The sequence below is a fragment of the Sandaracinobacteroides sp. A072 genome, from assembly GCF_052616365.1.
Genome location: NZ_JBQXGU010000006.1, coordinates 12,620 through 32,388, shown reverse-complemented (window position 1 = coordinate 32,388; position 19,769 = coordinate 12,620). Strand labels below are relative to the sequence as shown.

The following is a 19,769-nucleotide window of genomic DNA, read 5'->3' as shown; positions in this document are numbered from 1 at the left end:
GCCATCACGCCCAAGCATGGGCATCAACCCGGGCGCAGGCTCTACTCGTAGCTGGTAGAAACCTCGGGCTCAGACCACATGGCCTGACCCAACAGACCTAAACCGCAACCCGTCCACCAAAGCGGGTCAACTCCAACTCCAATATGCTAGTGAGGCTTTGATTTTTGCGTTTGGCTTTGGAAAATGCGATCCATGAGCACTGAATCACAATCTGCGCTCCACGGTCCTTGGGAAAGTGAAACTTGAGAGGCGTCACGGTGCGTGCAACAGGGGCGCGCAGATCGCGCGCAGAACAATCTCGTTTCCGAGCCCGCAATTTTGATTCCGACATTGTTCAGCCGATGCCGCACTCATCCCAGCTTAGACAGACACGACTGTTGGCCTTCCCAATATGTGCTGCCCCCTTGCGCCTCGACCGGATTGAACGAGGGTTGTACGTAAGTCGGGGCCTTATTGCTAAGTGCCAGGCGATTGCGCTTGCGCTGCGGCTTTCTCTCAACCAGAGTTAAATCTCGTTATCCCAAATTTTGGGAAAGAACGTATGTGCCTGTGAGGGTGGTGTATGACCGGGAAAATTATGACACCTAGTTCAGATAGCGGATCGTCTCTGTGACTGCACCAATCGGTAGCTTAGTGAACGTCGCTGCACTAGGGCAGCTTGGAGTCGGAAAACTACACAAGTATGACGATTTAGGACGTGCAATAGTCCATTTTGGCGGCGAGGGAACTCGAATACTTGCCCCCAAGACACCAATTACAAGAGCGCGTTTAAGCGGCTCGACACCCGTGAGATTCAAGGCGTCTGACGGCGATGTGACCAATGGTGAAATCATTGATCTACTAATCGAGCGCGAGGACGGCGGGTACGTTTACCGGATACGTGCGGGCGACAAGATCCATGAAGTCTGGGAAGGACTGATTATGCCGGTCGGAGAGACGACCGACCCCATGAGTTTGCTCAAGGCGTATCGATGGGATACGCCCAAAAACTACATTGCTCGCTGGTCAATGGCAGATATCTACGGACGCTGGTGCGCTGCGTCGGGCGGATTGCCGGCAATGCTGGGCGCTCGAGTGATGCCACTTGGTCATCAAATATATGCGGCACGCCGTGTACTATTCGACCGCACGCCGCGATTCATCCTTGCTGACGAAGTCGGACTTGGAAAGACAATCGAGGCCGGTATGATCATTCAGGCACTTCAGGCCGAGCGGCAAGACTTCAGCGTTCTTGTTGTCGCGCCGGGCTCGATGTCCCGTCAGTGGTTAACGGAAACATACCTGCGATTCGGAGCACGGGCGTACCATCACATCGATTGCGCCCGTTTGGCCGAGGAGACACGAACATCACTGGGCGACCTCATTGCAGGTCAGCGATTGATTGTCGCTACAACGGCACTGGAGGCCGATGCCAAGTTTGCGGAGATGATCACCGCTCGACGGTGGGACTTGGTGGTGATCGATGAGGCCCATCAGATCCCGCCCGAACATGCCCTCTATCCCCGTCTGCAGCAACTCGCGCGCCAGTCTGATGGACTTCTTCTCTTGTCCGCGACGCCGTCTAAACGCGACATGGCTGGTCTCCTGGGCTTGCTCGCGCTGGTAGCCCCCGATGCATTTGCGGATGAAACTGTCGTCAACTTCCAGATGAAATATGACCGCCAGAGTGCGGTCTGGGATCGCCTTAACTTTACGCGCAAGCTGATCGATGCGACTGCAGCGGAAGGTCGCCAACTCGACCCGGACGAAGTGGAGTTCGTCGCCGAGGAATGGGTTGGCCTGATAGAAGGAGACGAACTGTTCGACGCTCTCCTGGACCGAATGCGGGCCGGCGAGGCGCAAGCTGCTATCGAACTTGTCGCATATGTGCAGGAGTTTCACCGGCTCGACCACCGGATTATCCGTACGCGGCGGGCGACCCTTACTAGCGACACCACAAGTTGGCCGGAAAGAACCTTGGTAGAACTGCCTTGGTCGACCACCCAAGCCGAAGCCATCTTTCTGAATCATCTTGAAGAACTTCCACAAGGTGACGGACCTGACGCTAAGGCGCTCAGGGCCCTTTACCAACGGTTTTGCTCGACCTCCCCCAACTCGGCGGTGCGCTTCTTGGAAGAGCGCCGAGAGGCGCTCAATAGTGAGCCTAGCGGCGCTACGGGCAACCCTGTGACGCGGATAGCAGCCGACACCGGTCCCAACGACGAACCGATCATTATCACTGAACTTGTGAAAACGCTCGCGCCGCTCGGCGGTGAGGAAAGCTGGCTCCGGACCGCGCTTGGACTTGCGCGAGCCTGGCAGCAGGAGGGAGGCTTTAGTCGCGCCGATCTCCTTGCCACTTGGCTGACAGACCATCTAGAAGACCTCGAAAATCAGGTACTAGTCTTTGTGCAAGATGCTGCATCTGCGGATGACCTCGCGGACCGCCTGGAACCTCTACTTGGCAAGCATGCCGTGGCTCGCTTCCATTGCGACATCGACGAAGAAGACCTCGCTAGCACCGCTTTTCGGTTCCAGCATGACAAGACCTGCCGAGTGCTTGTGTCGGACGAACTTGGCGGCGAAGGCCGTAATTTTCAGAATGCATCCGCGGTGGTCCACTTTGACGTCCCAGTCTCCTGCGCGCGGCTCGAACAACGAATTGGCCGACTCGACCGTGTCGGCCGCCAGAGCGACCGCGAGGTTCTATCGGTCGTCCTTGAACCAGCGACTTCGGCAGATAAGGCGCTGCTTGAGACCCACCGCGACGTGTTCCGGGTCTTCAACCGATCGATCGGCGGCCTCGAATTCATTCTCCCGAAATTGCAACTGCAAATTCAGGCCGCTTATGGAGAAAGCCCCTCTGCGTTGCGAGCGATCATCACTGCCCTGCAAGATGAGGTCGATGCATCTTTAGGTGCTGCGGACGAGGCCTTCGACATCTCGCTCGATGCGACCAAACCCGAACTTGAACGCTCTTCAGCACTCGCTTTAGAAATCGAAAATGAGAGCGACAATGCGGAGTGCGCAACAACTTTACGGTCTTGGGCGTCACGGCTCGGCATTCAGACCAAGAAGCGCGATGACGGGAGCAGCGAGTTTCGGTGGACTAATGGATCCCTCAATATCAGTAACGACCGCTTGAAGATCGGGGCAGGTACCGACGGCGAAAGCCGGCTTGTCTGCGGGACTTTTGCTCGGGAAACAGCGCTTGAGCGCGATGACCTCCAGTTTTTTGCCCCCGGCCATAGCCTCATCGACACGATGATCTTCGAGGCCGAGCACGGCCAACATAGCCGGGTGACGGCCTTCATGCTCGAAGGCTTCCCCAAGCATAAGGGCACGTTGCTGCTTCAAGTGCTCGCACGGTCAGTCCTAGACGAAAGGCTTTGGCAGGGTCATGACATTGGTCTGGGGCTCGCCGCTCGAGCACGCTCGCTCCTCTGGCCGGAAGTCACGGCCGAGATCATGCTGCTCCGTGACGCTCGCGGCGCTCATCAGGATATTTTCACTCACGCGGGTCTTCGCGGCTTCCTTGACCACCCGCGAAGGGACCTGACCTTGAAACCAATCGAGCCGTCGATGGTCAGCGAACTGCCATTTCTTCCGGAACTGTGGAACTCGATCGACAAATCCGTTCCCCTGGCCCTCGCATCCATCGAGAAGCGCCGGGCCGTCGCTGCCCAAGAGCGCGCTGATGCGCTTGAGACGAGCCTGAGAGGCGAGTTCGGGTTCCTGCGATGGCAGGCACATACCGCCAAGAATCATGACGCTGCTAATGCTTTCCAGGCTGCCATCGATGCGAGGCTGGCCCTGATTCAGTCCACTCGCTCGCCGCGCACCGATCTGCTCGGTCTGGCCTTGGTCGCCTTGGTCTGAGAGCCATGACAGCGACCGTCCGAAAACCTTGGTATATTGACGCACAGCAGCGCGCGGTGCGCGCATTCAGCGCGAGCAGCGAGCCTGGCGATCGCGGAGCCATCCTGCGCGAGCTTTGTCGCCTCCACGGTGGCTATTTGGATCTCACCGGAAGCCAGTTCGCAGTCACCGACAATGATCTGGTGAATCTGACACGCTTCGGGATGAAGCGTGTGACGGTGGCCGGCCGCGACGCTCTCATCATCGATGACGCCGAAGCCCTACCGATCGAGGGCCTCTCCGATGTCCTGAAGCTCGATCCGGCGCCGCGCCAAACTTACCCATCTGCTTGCGCCGATGCGCTGCTTCTGCGTCACAGCTCGTTCGATCGGTACCGCGCGCCCACGCAGAAGGCGGCGATCCGTGCGCTGGCGACAATGCCCGACGGTGCCACGCTCCTCGCAACACTCCCGACCGGCGCGGGCAAGAGTCTCCTGTTTCAACTCGCTCCTCTGCTGGCCTCGGGCAGCGGGGCATGCTGTGTCGTAATCGTTCCGACAGTCGCGCTCGCGCTTGCCCATGTCGATAGCCTGAGGACGATCCCTGGGCTCGAAGCGAGCGAGTGCATCTATGGCGATCAGGACCAAGCCACCCGGTCCGGTATCTACAACGCGTTCGGCCGCGGCGAAGTGCCGGTACTGGTCCTGTCACCCGAAGTGGCTCTGGGCGCCGCCCGCGAACTATTGATCGAGGCCGCTCAGGATCCCAGCCAGAAGCTTCCGGGTCTCGACGCGCATTTGACCACCTTCTTCGTCGATGAGGCGCACATCATCGAGTCCTGGGGGCGGTCCTTTCGACCAGACTTCCAGCGCCTGCCCGGGCTGGTCGAGGTGCTGCGCGAGTCCAATCCGGCTCTGCGCACGGTCCTTCTATCTGCGACGGTCAACGACGCTGCCCGAGCCGAACTCAAGCGCGCTTATGGCGCGGCTGAGTTTCTGGCGGTCGAGGCGAAAGTTGCCCGGTACGAGTTCGACCTCGTCCACTCCCGCATCGAAACCGCTGCCGAACGCGATGCCTTGCTGGTCCGATTGATCGACCGGCTGCCGCGACCGGCGATCATTTACACGACGCTGGTCAAGCACGCCGAGCGCCTTCACGATGCCATCAAAGCCAATGGCTATAGGCGGCTGGCGCTCTTTACCGGCCAGGTCGACGACGGCACGTCACGACTGCGGATCGTCAGTGATTGGCGCGCGGGGAATATCGATCTCGTCGTTGCCACCTCCGCCTTCGGCATGGGTATCGACAAGGACGATGTCCGCGCGGTGATTCACGCCTGCGTGCCCGAATCTCCATCTCGCTATTATCAGGAGATCGGCCGGGCGGCGCGCGATGGAAATCAGGCTCTCGCCCTCATGCTGTGGACGGACGATCGCGGCGTCGCCGGAGACTGGCGCCAAGCGCGACGCTTGTGGTCTGGCGGGTGGCTCCGCCCTGCAATGATGCTGAAGCGATGGCGTGCAATCGTCAGCGCCGCCGATGCCATGGGCGAGAGCACGGTCGTAGCAGGCGTGCGGCGGTTGGTCGTGCCGCTCGACGCAGCGCATGAGGATCTCGCTGCCGGCGACACCGACTATAACCGCGACTGGAACCGAAGCCTGCTGAACATGCTCCAGCGGGCCGGCGCGATCACGATTCAAGCGACCGAAAGCCGAGGCGACGTGCCCGTCTGGCATGTCGATATTCAAGAGCCGGTTCTGCTCGATGCCGGTGAGAACGACGCTTACTGGGCAGGTATCGCAGACCTCAGGACAAAGGAGCGATCGGCCGCACTGTCCGATCTCGACAACTTCAAGGCCGCGATCTTCAAACCACAGATCTGCGTCTCCGCCGCCATCTTCGAACTGGTAGAAGCGGGTAGCCCACTGGTGCCTCCCTGCGGCCGCTGCGCATATTGCCGCGGCCGGGAGATCGCATCACCGAAGCTGGATGAAATTCGCTTCGAGGGGCTGGATCGACGATGGCCGCATTCCCTGGGTGAGAGCGGGTTACGTCCTGGGGTTTCCATACTTCATCCGGCGCGCGACGACGGAACGGTCAGCGATGATCTTATTGAAGGGCTGATCAGTGCGGGCATCGAGCAATTTGTCATCCAAGATCATCTTGCCGACGATTTCGCACGCCGCCTCGTCGCGTTCGCCTGCAGCTATGGATTGGTCAGCAGCCATGCCGACGTGCAGGGAGACTGGCGCCCGGCATTGTTGCCCACGGCAGTCTTCATCGACGTGCAAAGCCGCGTCGAGCGGTTGATAGAGCGGATTGAAGGTTGGGCCGCTGCCAATCCCGCGCAGCCACTTGTTATCGTTGCGCCACCAGAAACGGCAGTCCGAGGCAAGCCGATCGTCAACATCCTCTCGAGCAGCGCTCCCATCAGTGAGGCAGCGCTTCGAACCTTCGTCAAGGAAGTGCTGCCCCAATGAGCCTGCTGAGCGACACCAACTATTCTCCGCAGCGCATCTACGCCTTGCTCCGCCTGCTCGAGGCACAGGATGGACAACTGGGGTTCGATCGCATTCGGACCTGGTTGAAGCCGACAATGCGCGGAGTCGAGCAAAGGGGGTCGGAGGAGAACACCAACATACGCCAGTTGCTCGGTGCCACCGCCAGCCTCGGATTAATCGAGTCCCCATCTCAAAACCAATACAGGCTGACGGCGCCCGTCCCGACGACGATCGAGGCGTTCGCCGACGCTGTTCACGACCGTCTTGTCGCGCTCGATGTGAATCATGCCGACTCGATCGTCCTCGAAGCTTACGCCGCGATGGTGGTACTGACTGAAGCGGAACAGGGCACCTCATGGCTCGATCTCAATGCGAAGGATCGAGCGGCCAAGATGAACAATGCTGTCCGCGCCGCCGACGCGGACGAGGACGACGACGAGAAGAACCGTTTCAACGCGACCAAATCCTCTCCGTGGAAGCGCTGGATGCTCTTCCTCGGCTTAGGGGTGTCGATGCCAAGGAGCGACTTCTATCCCTATCCAGCCCAGCGCCTCGAGCGCGAGATTGCTCGGCTGGGGTCGGAGCAGTCCCTCCCTACAACGCTAGAAATCGAGACCTTTATCGACCGCGTTGCCGAGCGGATGCCGTATCTCGATGGTGGCCGTTTGTTTCTTGCATCTGTCGAGCGTGTGCGACTGCCGCCGCTTGGACGACGCGTGTCTCGCGTGCTGAGCGGGACGCTCCGCGATCTCCACGACGACAAGCGTCTGGTGCTCGACGCTATCGGCGATGCGAAGGAGACCTACGCCTTGGCCCAGGAGCCGCATCCCGTGAGGAATATCAAGGCCGTGACGCTGGAAGGACAGGCCAACAATGGCTGAAGGAATGCACGGGACCTGCTGGACCGAAGACCGCGCATATGCAGTTCTTCGCTCGGTCGCGCTGGCGAATGACGAAGCGGAGTTCCTTGCCGTTCATCAGCCCATCCGCGACTTTCAAGTGTCTACGACAACCGGCCGGGGCATCGAAGCAAGCGATGAAGCTCTACTCGCCGATCTTTCGGACCCAGAAACGCGTTACGCCTTTTGCATCGTCGAAGGCGAGCCCGGCGCAGGCAAATCGCATCTGATCCGGTGGCTGGACGTCAAGTGGAACGCGGACGATCTGGTAATGCTGATCGAGCGTGCCGACGGGAGCTTGACCGGCACGCTCAGGCAGTTGCGCGATCAACTCGGCGCCCAATACGGCTATCTCTTCGAGAACCTCGCACAAAGCGTTGAAGCTTCGTTCGACGGGCGGGTGAAGCTGTTTCACGCCAATCTCGCGGCGTCGCTCAGCAAGAACTTCTTCGAGACCCCGATCGGCGATGAGGACTGGTGCGCCACATGGGAGCTCGAACGCTTGATCGGCCATCAGGCCGTTCAGGAGAGATGGGGCGGACCCGAGCGAATCCTCAAGGTCATGTCAGGCGACGGCGGTCAGCGTAACTCGGCCTCAGCAAGCTTCAACCTTTACGACATCGCCGACCTCGCGCAGCTCCAATTGGCGGTCGAAGGCCTTCCTCCCAAGGCGCTGATGCTGATGCGCACCTTGAAGAAGGAGACGGACCGTATCGCGCCGGCGAGAGCAGCAGAGGTGGCCGCCGCCGAACTTGAACTCGATGAGACGCTCGAGATCCCGCAAGCCCGCCGGCTGCTGAAGGCTCTCAATGATCGTCGGAATTTCGCGGTTCAGCACATTCTCGGCATCACGGTCGATGGTCTCCGAGACATGTTCTTCAAGCTACGCAAAGAGCTGCTGAAGGAGAAGCGGCGACTGGTCCTGCTGCTCGAGGACGTCACAAGCTGGGAGGGCATCGACGGTCAGTTGATCGACTCCCTGGTCGTCGATGCGAGGACGCGTAGCGACGTCTGCGACATGATCTCCGTGGTAGGCATGACGCCGCTCTACCTGAAGGGCATCCAGGGCAACTACAGCGGCCGGATCACGCATGTTCTGCGTCTGGGCCGGGTACGCCAGTCAGGTGGATTCCAGGAAACAATCCAGCTTGCCACGGAGGAGTCGCAGGCCGAGTTCGCGTCACGTTATCTTCGGGCCGTGCGGATCGACCGGCCGGAGTTGGAAGTTTGGCACAAGGCCGGCGCCAACCCGAAGACGGTCCCCAACAAATGCGAGACTTGTGTCGGCCGTGATGCCTGCTTCGCGGCATTTGGCGCATCGGATGGAATCGGACTGTTTCCGTTCAATCGGAACGCCATCACGAACATGTTCGAAAAACTTGAGGATCCGAAGGGGACACAGAGCCTCCACACCCCGCGAGGGATGATCCAAGGCGTGCTCGCGCCCGTGCTCCTTTATCCGTCCCGCCTCGAGGCGGGCGAGTTTCCACCTGCGGAAATCGAGTTCTCCGAATGGATGCCCGAGCGCTCGCTGCAGCCGAGCGGCTTCCTCGCTCAGGTGATCGATGCTGCCGAGCCCCACGTTGGTCGGCGCCAACAGCTGCGTCGGCTCATGATGCTGTGGGGCGATCGCACGAGCGAAGTTCACGTCGACGTAACGGCCGAAGGCATGCGCTCCGTCTCGGGTGTAGCAGAGGGCGTCTTCGAGGCTTTCCGGCTTCCTTGGCTCGGCGAGGGCCTGGATTCGGCTGGAACCCCGTCGCCTGATGTGGCCATGCAGTCGGGCGCGCCGGCTTCGGAGGTGCCGGAGCCGGAGGTGCCCGCAGGACCCATTCCGGGTGCCCTGCCTCCATCAAAACCTGCGCCTATCAGTCCCCTGACTTCCACCATTTCTGGAAGGTCGAGTTCGGCGGGCGGAAGGTCGTCGCCAACGAGTCCGGCTGTCTCTACGACGCGCCTCAAAGCGCTCGCGGAGCAAGCGCTGCTCTGGCGCGACGGGAAGCCGATCAGCGATCCGAGTGCCTGGGAGATCCTGCTGATCGACCTGATGAACGAGGCGCGGGAACTGCTTGCTGAGCCGAATTGCGGGCTTTGGGAACGCGTCTTTACAAAGGACAATGTGAAGCTGGAGGGGTCGGGCAGAACCGACATTCGGCACTTCGTCATTCCACGCGAAGATTGGGCGACCCGCGGGATCGAAGCCTACATCACCAATCGGCTGGGCACAGCCCTCCAGCCGATTCAACTGGAGAGCAATCGCCGCGCGATTGCGAGATTGTTGCGACGTCTGGCCGAACTCGCATCGGCGCAACTGGAGCGTCGCTTGGCTCAGGACGAACCATGGTCGATCGATGGGGCGACAGTTCAGGTGTTGCTGGCGCGAGCTTGGCTTCGCGGCGCGATCTCACCAGATTCTGCGCTGGAGGAGCAGTTCCAGGAACTGCTCTCGGAGGAGCAGGAGGCGAAAAGCCTTCCGGATGATCGGGTCGAGTCCTGGGGCGAGTTGGTTAAGGCGACGAGCTACTGGCACGACAAGCTTCGCGGAATGCTGAGGCAATCGCTGTACCTCCCGCTTGGTAGCGGTGCTCCGCTGATGAACGCGGGAGCGGTCGCGGGAGCGATGAAAAGCCTTCGCGACACGATGCGGACCGTGCCGGTTCCCGCCAAGCCAGAGTTCTCCAAGGGGCTTGAGGAAATCGGCAAGCTTGTTGAACTTGCCCGTCAGACCGATGGCCAATTGCGGTACATTCCCGAGCGCGAGAACAAGAGCCTATCGCAGCGCAAGGAGCGAGCGTTGGCTCTGCTTCGGCAATCGAGCTTCAGTCACCATCTGGCAAAGGTCGACGATGCATTGACGCGGACCGTGTCGGCCTTCGTCCAAGCCGCGCCCGTACAATATCAGGAATATTCGTCGGCACGGACACGAGCCGCGAATGCAGGGCTGTTGAACGAGACTGAACCCGCTTGGCAGCGACTGGCAGACTATCTGCTCGCGGACGACGTCGGTTTTCAAGGAGAGGCGGAGAAGCTCGCGCACACGCTTGAGGTTCCCATCGCATCCTTGCGGCTCGCTTTGGATACGCTGGAGAAAGCCGAACTCGCGGTTGACGCAGCCTATAAATACGCCCGCGCCTTCGTTGAGGGCAATCAGAGCGCTGGCGATCTCTCGGTCGTACAAAGCTTCGGCGAGCGATTGGCTGCCGCGGCCGAAGCGCTGCAGACCAAGCTTGATGAGGTCGCGTAATGGATGATGTAGCCGAGACCACGCTCGCTCCGCTGGACGAACTGATCGAGCTATTGCCCAAGATCGACAAAGCGAAAGAGCGGGCCCGACTTGGGACCGCACTTCAAAAGGCGACAGCGTCAGCAGAGCGGCTGGATGGCTTTCCGACTCTGCTGGAAGGCCTGACCACGCTGGTCGAAGCGGCCGATGCCGATTTCGAGGCCGTGCGATCCGAAATCGGCGCCTCGCTGGGCGAGATTGTGAAGATGGGCCGCATCCTCGCGGGTGAGCCCACAATTGAACAGCTGGACGCAATCAACCAGATCGGTCTGAACCGACTTCCCTTCGAGATGGAGAAGATCGAGAGGGGCATCGAGGCCGTTTGGCGCAAGGCCGCTCAGGATGCCCTCGGAGGACAGGCGGCACTGGGGGAAGTGCTGACCAATATTCCTGGGGTCGAGGCGCTCGGCAGCGATCTGCTGAAGCTGGCAGCCCGTGCCAAGAAGCTCGAGGATGCGAGCCGGCCCCCCGCTGATCGCGTGAAGGAGCGCGACACGCTCGTGGTAGAAGCATCCGCATTGAACGATCGACTGCTTGCTGTCGGCGTTGCTCCGCCGATCGCGGCATTCCTTGTGGCTGTCGCTGCTCGGCCGGTGCGATTGTCAGACCTGACGGACGAGATACTCGGCTGGATCCGAGATCATGACGCGCTGGCGCTGTTTACGGTGTCAGCCCATGGCGCGACATGAATCCATGAAGCGCGTCAGCAGCCGTCGGCTTACCGCAACCTCCGCAAGGGTCGACGGCATGAGGTCACTGTCTCCGTGGAGGCAGGCCAGGCAGCCATCGAAGCAAAGCCTTCCGCTGACGCGGTAGATCTGATCGGCCAGGCGTTCCCCCGGGGAGAGGCTGCCGTCCTGCGCCGCTCCTTCGATCTGTGAGTACGCGCTCAGCATCGTCGCGAGCGTGGGATAGATCCCGTCGAGCGCACCTTTGGAGGCCGCGCTGACGATCTCCCACCCGTCGGGCTCCCGTCCGATGAGGGATCTCAGCGCCAACTTTGCCGCCAACACCTCTTGCCAGATGGCATACAGGGCGACTTGTTGGCCACCGATCGCCTCGTTGGAATAGAGCAGTCGGAGAAGCTGCTGGGGCGACGGCGCACCCGCGGCATGAAAGTCGATGCCGAGATCGCTACCGATCGCATCGAGCGTCTCGGGGCGCCGAGGATCGAGCGCGCGCCAACGCTCATGATGAGCGCAGGCCTGATGAGCTGCTTCCACCAACAGGTCTTCAGCGGCGTTGGGGCAAGTGTCGACGAAACCGCTCATGAAGTCGCCAAACGCGTCATGCGCCTGCTCGATGAAGGTCCTAGTCGTGCCGTCTCCGCCGACGCCATTCTCAGCGATCGTGATCACGTCCTCCGAGCGATTACCGAACTGCACCGGTAGCTTCACATGCGCGACCACGCGCCGCTCTTCGCCCCGGCCGTGCAGCACGAAGCTTTGGCGAAGGCGCACGGCCAAACTGTGGACCAACTGGCTGCGCAGAAATGCGCGAAGATGGTCGTCGGATTTCTGCGCTTCCATGACATAGCGGAGCAATTCGTTGAAGCGGGTGCCGGCGAGCGTGCCCATGAGTCGGTCGATCCGACGCTCGCTCAGCAGCGGATGGCTCGAGAGCGCTTCATGGTAGGTGCGCTTGAACAGATTGCCGAGCGCCGTGTCGCTCCACATCCTGAGCAGCTTCGCGAGGTCGCCGCAAAGGGTGGGACTATCGGCTGCAGTAACCACCAGTTCAGCGGCGCGTCGGGCTTCGTAACCGTTGATCCCCGCGTTTCGAGCCCGCCGCTGCACGATGTAGCGCAGCATCTGATTGCGGTGCCATCGCTGATCAGCGGAGTCGCCGGCGAGCCTGGCCATTTCCGCATCGAGGAACGCGTCGATGCGGTCTGAGCGAAGGGCGAAGCGGACACCTTCGCTCTCCATTGTATAGCCTATGAACTGCGATGTCTCGCCGGCCGCGTCCGTGAACGTCTGGGAGACCCCGATCGCGTCGGCCTGTTCGACAATCCTGACCTCAGCATCCGCCCCCCAATAGATACGCGACAGGTGAAGGCCGGGGCCGCTCGTCGCGCTGCCAACATAGGTCTCGAACCCGGAAAGGATCGGGCGCATGTCGCCAATATCGGCAGGCGTGCCCTGCCTGTCGAAGCGCAGGATTGGAAAGCCACGGAGCGAACCTGTGCTGCGCATGTCGAGCGCCGCCGCCGGATCGACATTGTCCGGGATCGGCTTGGCGGCCCAGTTCTGGGCATCCCATTCGATAAGCGGGGTCCAGCCGCCACCGCGAACCAGGCCGATAAGGTCCGTGCCCAAGTTTGTGGGACGCAGGATCGTCGGCGAGATCGGAGTATCCCCAAGATCTTCGCGCGCGTCGATTGGCAAGTTGGTGAGGAGTTCACCTGCACTGCCAAGATCGATCCGTTCGGCGAGAGCCTCTTCCTGCGCGTTGAGATAGGGAGCGCGCCCGTGCTTGGGCGCCCGCCAATGAACCTCGATGCTGCCCCACCGGCGGGTCGCATTGCCTGGCGCTGCCGCGCCAAGGCCCAGCGAAATATCCTCGCTCTTGATGTTCGGCTCGCCGCCATGACTAGGGACTCGGATGTCGACACTAGGCAGGTCCGCAGCCCCGAACAGGGTCCGTGGCACCCACTCGATCCGGGCACGTCTGGTCCTAGCATGCTCATCGGTGGGAAAGGTGCCGAATTTGGACGTGATGTCTCGGATGAACGCCTCGGCGTCTGCATAGCCCAGCCGAGCAAAGGGATCGTCATCGAACAGGCGTGAACAGGCGTCGCCGAACTCCGACACGATCTCGCTCGAAAGCTGGCCCCCACTACCAACTGCAGGCAGGCGCAAGGCCTCCCGCCGTGCGATCAGATCAAGGAGCAGCGTCGCGAGTTGGCCGCGCGCCACGATCGGGTTTGAGAGGTTCAAGGGAACTTCGAAACCGCGGCTGTCCAGGAGTGCGGTTGGGCGGCGATAGTACCAAGAGTCCCGAGCCGAGTAGATCGAAAGCGTGATGCCCGTGACCGGACGATCATCGTTGCCGCGACCGCCCCGGCCTTTGCGCTGAACAAAGCTGGCGAGGTTCGAGGGAGCATAATGCTGGTAGACGAACGCCATGTCGGGGTCGTCGTACCCGACCTCGAGCGACGCTGTTGAAAAGACCAGATCACTCCGCTGGATTTCTGTTTCGATGCGGGCGCTACTCCCCGAGTAGACGGGAAAGCGGGCGACGCTGAGCGGATTGCCCGGGATGTACGGGCCACGCGCGGTCCACTGCCTCTGGTCGGTTGCGGCGAACGTCCAGCACTCGCCATCACGGAACAGGTCGCATCCGAGCGGATCGCCGCAGCAGGCGCGCCGTGGAAGACCGGTCGCGGGGTGGTCCGGGTAGATTCTGGTGCGGAGGCTGGCGAGGCTCTGGCCTTCTTCGGCATCCATGTAATTGCCGTGGAGCCGCTTCAGCTTGTCGATCGAATCGACAAAGACGATGCCGCGAAACCCGCCCTCGCTGCCATGCCGGCGATGCATGTTGTGGGCGAGCGCCATGGCGGCCTGGATCGTCGTCGATGCGCCGGCCACGTCCCGATTGCGCGACTCGACCTCGGGTTGGACGAAGTAGAAATATTCCCGCCCCTTGGGATTTGGCTTTCGTTCAGCAGGAAGCGGCTCGATCAGAAGGGGCTCCGAACCACCAACGAGCTGGTGCCAAACATGAGCAGGCCGACCCAAGGTCGCGCTCATGCCGACAGCGATGGGCGCATCGCCGTTCAAAGCGCATCGGCCAAGGAGACGGCGCAGCCCATATCCGATCTGCGCGCCTTGGATGTGCGTGTAGAGGTGAATCTCGTCGGCGAGGATGCAGCGCGGTCCGGACCCGCCATCGCCAAAGAGGGCACCATAGCGGCTATCGTTCAGCCACTGGTGGAGCGACTCGGTCGTGGGCAGGAACAAGGTCGGCGGTGCCGCTCGCAGGGCTTGCTTGGTCCCGATCCAACCGTCGAACTCCCAGCCGCAGCCCTTGCATTGGAGCGTGTCAGGCGCACCGTTTGTACCAGCGGCGATGGCGAGCGGAGCGCCGCAGGCGGGCTCAGGGCACATGAAGAATGGAAATTGATATTCGCCGGTGCGGCCGGTCGGTTCCCACGTCTCTGGGTCCGCATATTGCCAGTCTTCTGGAACGGCACCGTTTTGCAAACCCAATGTGAGACGGGGTGCTCCATCCACGTTCCGGAGCGCCGCCAAATAACGGGCTAGCCGCTGCGCTTGGTTAGCGGCGAGCCTGACGCGCGGATAAACGAGGATCGCCCGCGTGCCGCCGATGGAGCGAAGCAGGTCCAGTGTCGCGCCAGCGATGATGGGCAGACAGGCTGCCTCGGTCTTTCCCGAGCCTGTGTCAGCCGCGATGACGAAGCGTTCGTCGCCAGACCCAACCCAGGCGTCGAATATCGCGGTAAACGCCCGATCTTGGAAGCCGGCGAGGTTCGGCGAGGGTGCGTTCCAGGCACGCCGCAGCATTTCGGCCACCATCCCGAACGCTGCGGTGGGCTCGCTGCCTTGCCCATGCTTCGCTTCGACGGCCGCAACGGCATCACGGAGCGGGCTTTCATAAGCCGGCTTTTCCCTGTTGCGCAGTTCAACCTTCAGGCCGCGGACGAGATACGGTCGATCGCCGGCATCGTCCTTGCGGAAGCGCTGTTTTGAATAGCGGACGGCGCGCGCCATTTCCGCCATTCGGCTGCGAACACGTCCCTCTTCCGCAATGAGCACGTGCCCGTGGAGGCTCAGGCGGCGGAGCGACTCCGCGACCTCCGAGAGGCTGGCGCCAAGCCCGCGCGCGAGATCCATCGGGGCATGCCACTCTTCGAAAACGCCGAAGTTGATCCGTCTGGCCTCATGGTCTTCGAGGTGATTGAGGAGGATATAGTCTGCCGGCTGAAGGTCTTCGCCGAGCGACTCGGCCAGGTCGCGGGCGTCCGCCGGCTCGGCTCGGACCCGCGCGACATAGAGCCGGTTGTTGATCATCTCATATTGGACGATCTTGTCCGCCTCGAGACCATCAAGAACGGGCTTGAACTGGTCTTCGCCGTCTGCACCTAGCCAGTCGAAAGCGTCGCGAACCTGACGATACAGGGCACCTCGCCGGCCGGCCCCGGCGAGCATGATCGCTTCCTCGACCCGGTCGACCAACTCGTCTGTATCGAGCGAATAAAGTGCCCGTTGATTGGTGAGCGGCGTGATACTCCAAAAGGGCGGCGTGCCTTGGACCTGCTCCAACGCGATATGGCCGTGTCGCTGCAGCAATCGCAGATCAGGGAAGATCCTTTTGGCGTCGCTGCGCATTGCCCTGGCAAGCGTGTAGTCGGGAACAGTGCCCCACTTGTTGACGCCAGCCATTTTGCGGATTTCTTCAAGGATCCGCAGGTGCCCGGGCGTGAGGTCAGCAAGGACGTCTCGCACCGGCCGCGCGGGCGCGGCGATCTGCGGCAGCGGCGCCTCGTCGCTGAATGGAAGGACGCAGACATCGACGTTGACCTGGCCGTGATCGGGCGCGGACAGCTTGACGCTGTCTGCATATTTGGCGCGGAAGATGAATTCGCGCAGGGTCTCGGCCTTGTCGACCAACTCCTCGTCGGACGGCACGACTTCAAGCAATCGCCGCGAAATGATCAGGATGAGCTTGCCGCGCGCACGCGTCACGGTGACATTGAGACGCTCGGGACTGAAGATGAACTCCGCTTCCGCCAGTGCGAACTCGGGGTCGGCGACGGTGTAGCTCACGACCATCGCATCGCGCTCGCGGCCCTGGATGCGGTCGACAGTCTCAACGACTGCGCCCGCGCCTTCCGGCCCTTGGGCAAGCATGTTGCGGATCAGCGCGTTCTGCGCGCGATGTGGGCTGACAATCGCGAGGCGATGCTGCCATTTCTCGGCATCGTCCGCGCCATCCTTGGTCGGCGGCAGCCGACGGAATAACAGGCGGCCGAGCCTAGCCGCAACCGCCGCTTCGAACGGGTTGGATGATCCGGTTGGCGGACCGTCATGGATTAGAACGCAGATCGGATACTCAGGATCGAGCGCCACTCGCTCCCAATCATCGAGCCCTTGTTCCCAGTTCTCAATCAGGGCGAGGCGCCGCTCGGGGACAACGCTCTGGTAGCGCTTCTCGTAGAAGCGATCGCGGGGAAAACGCGTGAGCGGTTCGTTCAGCCGGAACGTCTCGTCAAATGGAAACTCCGGAACACCGGCCGCTTGAAGGAAGGCGTAGAGCGATGACCCGAGTCGACGGCCGTCGACATCATGATCATGTTCGGCTCTGATCGGTGGAAGCTGTTTGTTGTCGCCCGCGACCAAGATACGACCATTTTCTGCCATACCGGCAATAGCCATCAGGCCATGGCTCAAGACCATCTGCGACGCTTCATCGACGCAGGTCAGGTGGAAGAAGGCACCGGTAAATCCGCCTTGCGCATCGATGAGTCGGTTGAGGCCCCACACCGTCATTCCAACGACGGTATAGTCTTCGGTCAGGAGATCGGCGGCGTCATCGACGTCGAGATGCTCGACGCCTGGCCCAAGCGGGCTGGATGGTTCGCGACCAACGAAGGCAATCCGGGGCGGCACGTCCAGTTGCTGGCATCGCTCAGCGATAGCCTCGATGAGGTTAATGATGGCGTTGCGGGTGAAGGCGGAGACGAGGATTCGGCATGGCAAACCGGCCCGCCGCCGCGCTTCAAGGTACCCCGCGGCCATCCAGGCTAGCGCGTGGGTTTTGCCGGTTCCGGGCGGACCAAGGATCAGCCCGACGCGAGCGTGGGCGAGCCCATGCCAGGCATCAATTTGCGCCCGGCGCAAGGGTATGTTTGCCGCCTCGGTGAGGGGCTGCGCAACGTCGCGCAGACCGGCCTCCCAAATGTCTGCATCGACCGGATCACCCGCGAAATCGAGTGGATCGCGCAGGAAGCGCAGGATTTCCTGAGCGCTCATGGCTGGCCGCCGAGTTGAAGGAGAAAGTTTTGGACCCGCGGGCCATTGATGTCCCGGTAGGTCTTGTCGATGCACCATCCCTTCGGTCCGGTTTGGCGGCGAAGGCTAGCCATGATCGCTGAATCATATTGGCGCGCCGACATGTTCACGAAGAGCGATCCATAATCCCCATAGTTGAATCGGATCTCCAATGGACGCCAGTTTGCGGGGTTGAGGCGTAGGTCGGGATTGTCGTCGGTCAGGATGAGACCAATGTCGTCGGGTGAGATCTCAGCATCGCGGCTCTCCGGCGGAATCGAGAAGCGAAGCCAGCGGAGTCCATTGGGATGTCTGCCCTCGCTTTCGAGAGTCAGACCGGCGAGACACTCTCCGCGTTGCTGGCGCACGCGAGCAGGTTGGGCAAGGCGCACAAGTGTTTCCAGCAAGGCGCTACGCGAATCCAGCAGTTCGTATGCGTGAAGCAGATCAAGATCGCCGGCATTCAGAGGGTTGAGAGTAGATTGAAATCGGAAAGGTTGTTTTTCGAGCCGCAAAAATGGTGGCTGCGCCGCAGCGTTCTGGCGGGTCAGCCACTCGACCAACCGCGCTGCCGTTTCCAGCCTCGCCCTGACATCCGCTTCCACTTGGGCGACAGTGACGCCATCGCGAAGGCCTTCCCGAAGCGAACGAATGGCCTCCATCGCGAGCAATGACGAAAAGTCCCGTCGAAAGGCGCCGACCGGCGCATAAGCAGCATCGATCTGCCCAGCGGCGTGAAGTGCCTCGGAGACCTGCCGGAGGTCATAGGACACCATCGTCGGCAAGGCATAGAGTTGCTCGATGACAGACCGAATCGCCGTGGCCGGGAGATGGTGCGCCCCCTTGAATTCGGGCTCGGGTACGACATCCTCCGGCGGAAACAGCCGAACGGCGTGGAGCAATCCGGTTCGGATCTGAGGATCGTCGAGGTGACGACCAATCGCCGCCTGGATCGCGCGCGCTTCCGCGGGTTCATAGATGAAGATGTGGGCTTGCTGCTGCTGATCAGGATCGGCGGCTGCATTGTGTGCATCGACCTCGCCGAGATCGGCAATGAACGCTGTGAACACGTCGAGCAGCGCGTGCCGCTCCGTATCCGGGCTGCTCTTGTCGATGACGCGTATGACGGATCGGGGCGCTCCGCCGCAACGCATGTAGGCGATGGTGACGAGATTATCTTCGACCGCGTCGTGGTCGGCGAGAAGGTAGAAGGCACGGTCGATGCGCGGTGGCATCAAATAGCTCATTACGTCCGGGAGGCGGCGCACCTCATTTGCCGTGATCGCGCCAGCGCGGGCGATGATGGTATCGCTCCGGCGTTGCAAGGACCAACTTGTCGGCCCGGTTGCGCCGATCCCTGCCGATCCTGCGAGCAGCCCCACGGTCTTCAGGCCACGCGCTTGCAGCGCTAGCTTGCCTTCGTGCGAGACGCCGGGAACCGCGGACACGTCGTTGTCGGCGGGGTTCGGGTGTTCGATCGCCTTGCGGCAATGGGCTAGATAATCGCACTGCTCGCATTTGAAGTAGATGTGGAAGAACGTCTCATCCACGTTGGCGAGGACCTTCCGCTTTGCGATGCGCGGCGCATCGCGCTTCAAGAACTCCTCGACCAATCTCAGATAGGGTTTGAGCGGGAAAGTCGCTGGCTCGACAAGTCCCTCGGCCACGCGGCTTCCCGCCCGTATGTGCCAGACGGCACCGGTCGCATCGACACTTGCGTCGATCCCGAGATCGGCGAGCATGCCTCGAAGCAACAGCGCGTAGAATGCGACCTGTGCCTTGTGGAAGGGCGTGGAATTGCGTGTCGCCTTGATATCGACGATGCGAAAGACGACGCCATCAGGTGTTGTCTCGCGGAACACGATGTCGGTGTAGGATCGGTTGATCTGCAGATGATCGGACAGAGCATGCGCCGCGCGAAACGATGGTCCTTGTTCGAGACCGAGTTGGGTAGCAGCCTTTTGCTTCGTTTTCCCGCGGAGAAAGGCGATCGTTTCTGACTGGCCCAGCCGATCTTCGTTTGGACCAGGACCTAACAAAGGCTCCTTTGCGCTGAGTCTGGCGAGTACACGCTCCTCGAACTTGTTTCCTTCAAGGGCCCAGGCGGCGCCGCTCTCTTCCTTGACGATGGTGGCGCTGTCGCGTTCTGCGCGCGTCATCATGTCATAACGCGTCTTGCGTTCGCAGCGATACTGAAACCAAGATTTGACCGTGGACGCACTCAGACCCGACGCCA

7 protein-coding genes are annotated in these 19,769 nt (G+C 61.4%); 5 read left to right on the top strand and 2 right to left on the bottom strand.

Going from position 1 to position 19,769, the window contains the following annotated elements:
- Positions 1 to 786 precede the first annotated feature (786 nt).
- From ACUJ46_RS12455 to ACUJ46_RS12435, 5 genes are read left to right on the top strand one after another with little or no spacing between them, the layout of a single operon-like run.
- On the top strand, positions 787 to 3,858 hold the full coding sequence (locus ACUJ46_RS12455) for an SNF2-related protein (protein ID WP_445390825.1): 3,072 nt from the start codon (positions 787 to 789) through the stop codon (positions 3,856 to 3,858).
- Positions 3,859 to 3,863: 5 nt separating this feature from the next.
- Positions 3,864 to 6,317: a helicase-related protein gene (locus tag ACUJ46_RS12450; protein ID WP_445390824.1), complete on the top strand. Its 2,454-nt coding sequence runs from the start codon at positions 3,864 to 3,866 to the stop codon at positions 6,315 to 6,317.
- Complete coding sequence (locus ACUJ46_RS12445) at positions 6,314 to 7,219, top strand: hypothetical protein (protein ID WP_445390823.1); 906 nt, start codon at positions 6,314 to 6,316, stop codon at positions 7,217 to 7,219. The genes ACUJ46_RS12450 and ACUJ46_RS12445 overlap by 4 nt, the downstream gene beginning before the upstream one ends.
- Entirely contained in the window at positions 7,212 to 10,481 is a 3,270-nt protein-coding gene (locus ACUJ46_RS12440) for a hypothetical protein (RefSeq protein WP_445390822.1), read from the top strand. Before ACUJ46_RS12445 ends, ACUJ46_RS12440 begins: the two co-directional genes overlap by 8 nt.
- Positions 10,481 to 11,209: a hypothetical protein gene (locus tag ACUJ46_RS12435; RefSeq protein ID WP_445390821.1), complete on the top strand. Its 729-nt coding sequence runs from the start codon at positions 10,481 to 10,483 to the stop codon at positions 11,207 to 11,209. Before ACUJ46_RS12440 ends, ACUJ46_RS12435 begins: the two co-directional genes overlap by 1 nt.
- On the opposite strand, the gene ACUJ46_RS12430 is transcribed toward ACUJ46_RS12435, so the two are convergent.
- On the bottom strand, positions 11,189 to 17,515 hold the full coding sequence (locus ACUJ46_RS12430; protein WP_445390820.1) for an AAA domain-containing protein: 6,327 nt from the start codon (positions 17,513 to 17,515) through the stop codon (positions 11,189 to 11,191). The genes ACUJ46_RS12435 and ACUJ46_RS12430 overlap by 21 nt on opposite strands.
- On the bottom strand, positions 17,512 to 19,695 hold the full coding sequence (locus ACUJ46_RS12425; RefSeq protein WP_445390819.1) for a PD-(D/E)XK nuclease family protein: 2,184 nt from the start codon (positions 19,693 to 19,695) through the stop codon (positions 17,512 to 17,514). The genes ACUJ46_RS12430 and ACUJ46_RS12425 overlap by 4 nt, the downstream gene beginning before the upstream one ends.
- Positions 19,696 to 19,769: the final 74 nt, after the last annotated feature.

Excerpts from the sequence above, each read along its gene's own strand:
- ACUJ46_RS12450 (WP_445390824.1), top strand. The coding sequence starts at position 3,864 with ATGACAGCGACCGTCCGAAAACCTTGGTATATTGACGCACAGCAGCGC.
- ACUJ46_RS12445 (WP_445390823.1), top strand. The coding sequence starts at position 6,314 with ATGAGCCTGCTGAGCGACACCAACTATTCTCCGCAGCGCATCTACGCC.
- ACUJ46_RS12440 (WP_445390822.1), top strand. The coding sequence starts at position 7,212 with ATGGCTGAAGGAATGCACGGGACCTGCTGGACCGAAGACCGCGCATAT.
- ACUJ46_RS12435 (WP_445390821.1), top strand. The coding sequence starts at position 10,481 with ATGGATGATGTAGCCGAGACCACGCTCGCTCCGCTGGACGAACTGATC.
- ACUJ46_RS12430 (WP_445390820.1), bottom strand. The coding sequence starts at position 17,515 with ATGAGCGCTCAGGAAATCCTGCGCTTCCTGCGCGATCCACTCGATTTC.
- ACUJ46_RS12425 (WP_445390819.1), bottom strand. The coding sequence starts at position 19,695 with ATGATGACGCGCGCAGAACGCGACAGCGCCACCATCGTCAAGGAAGAG.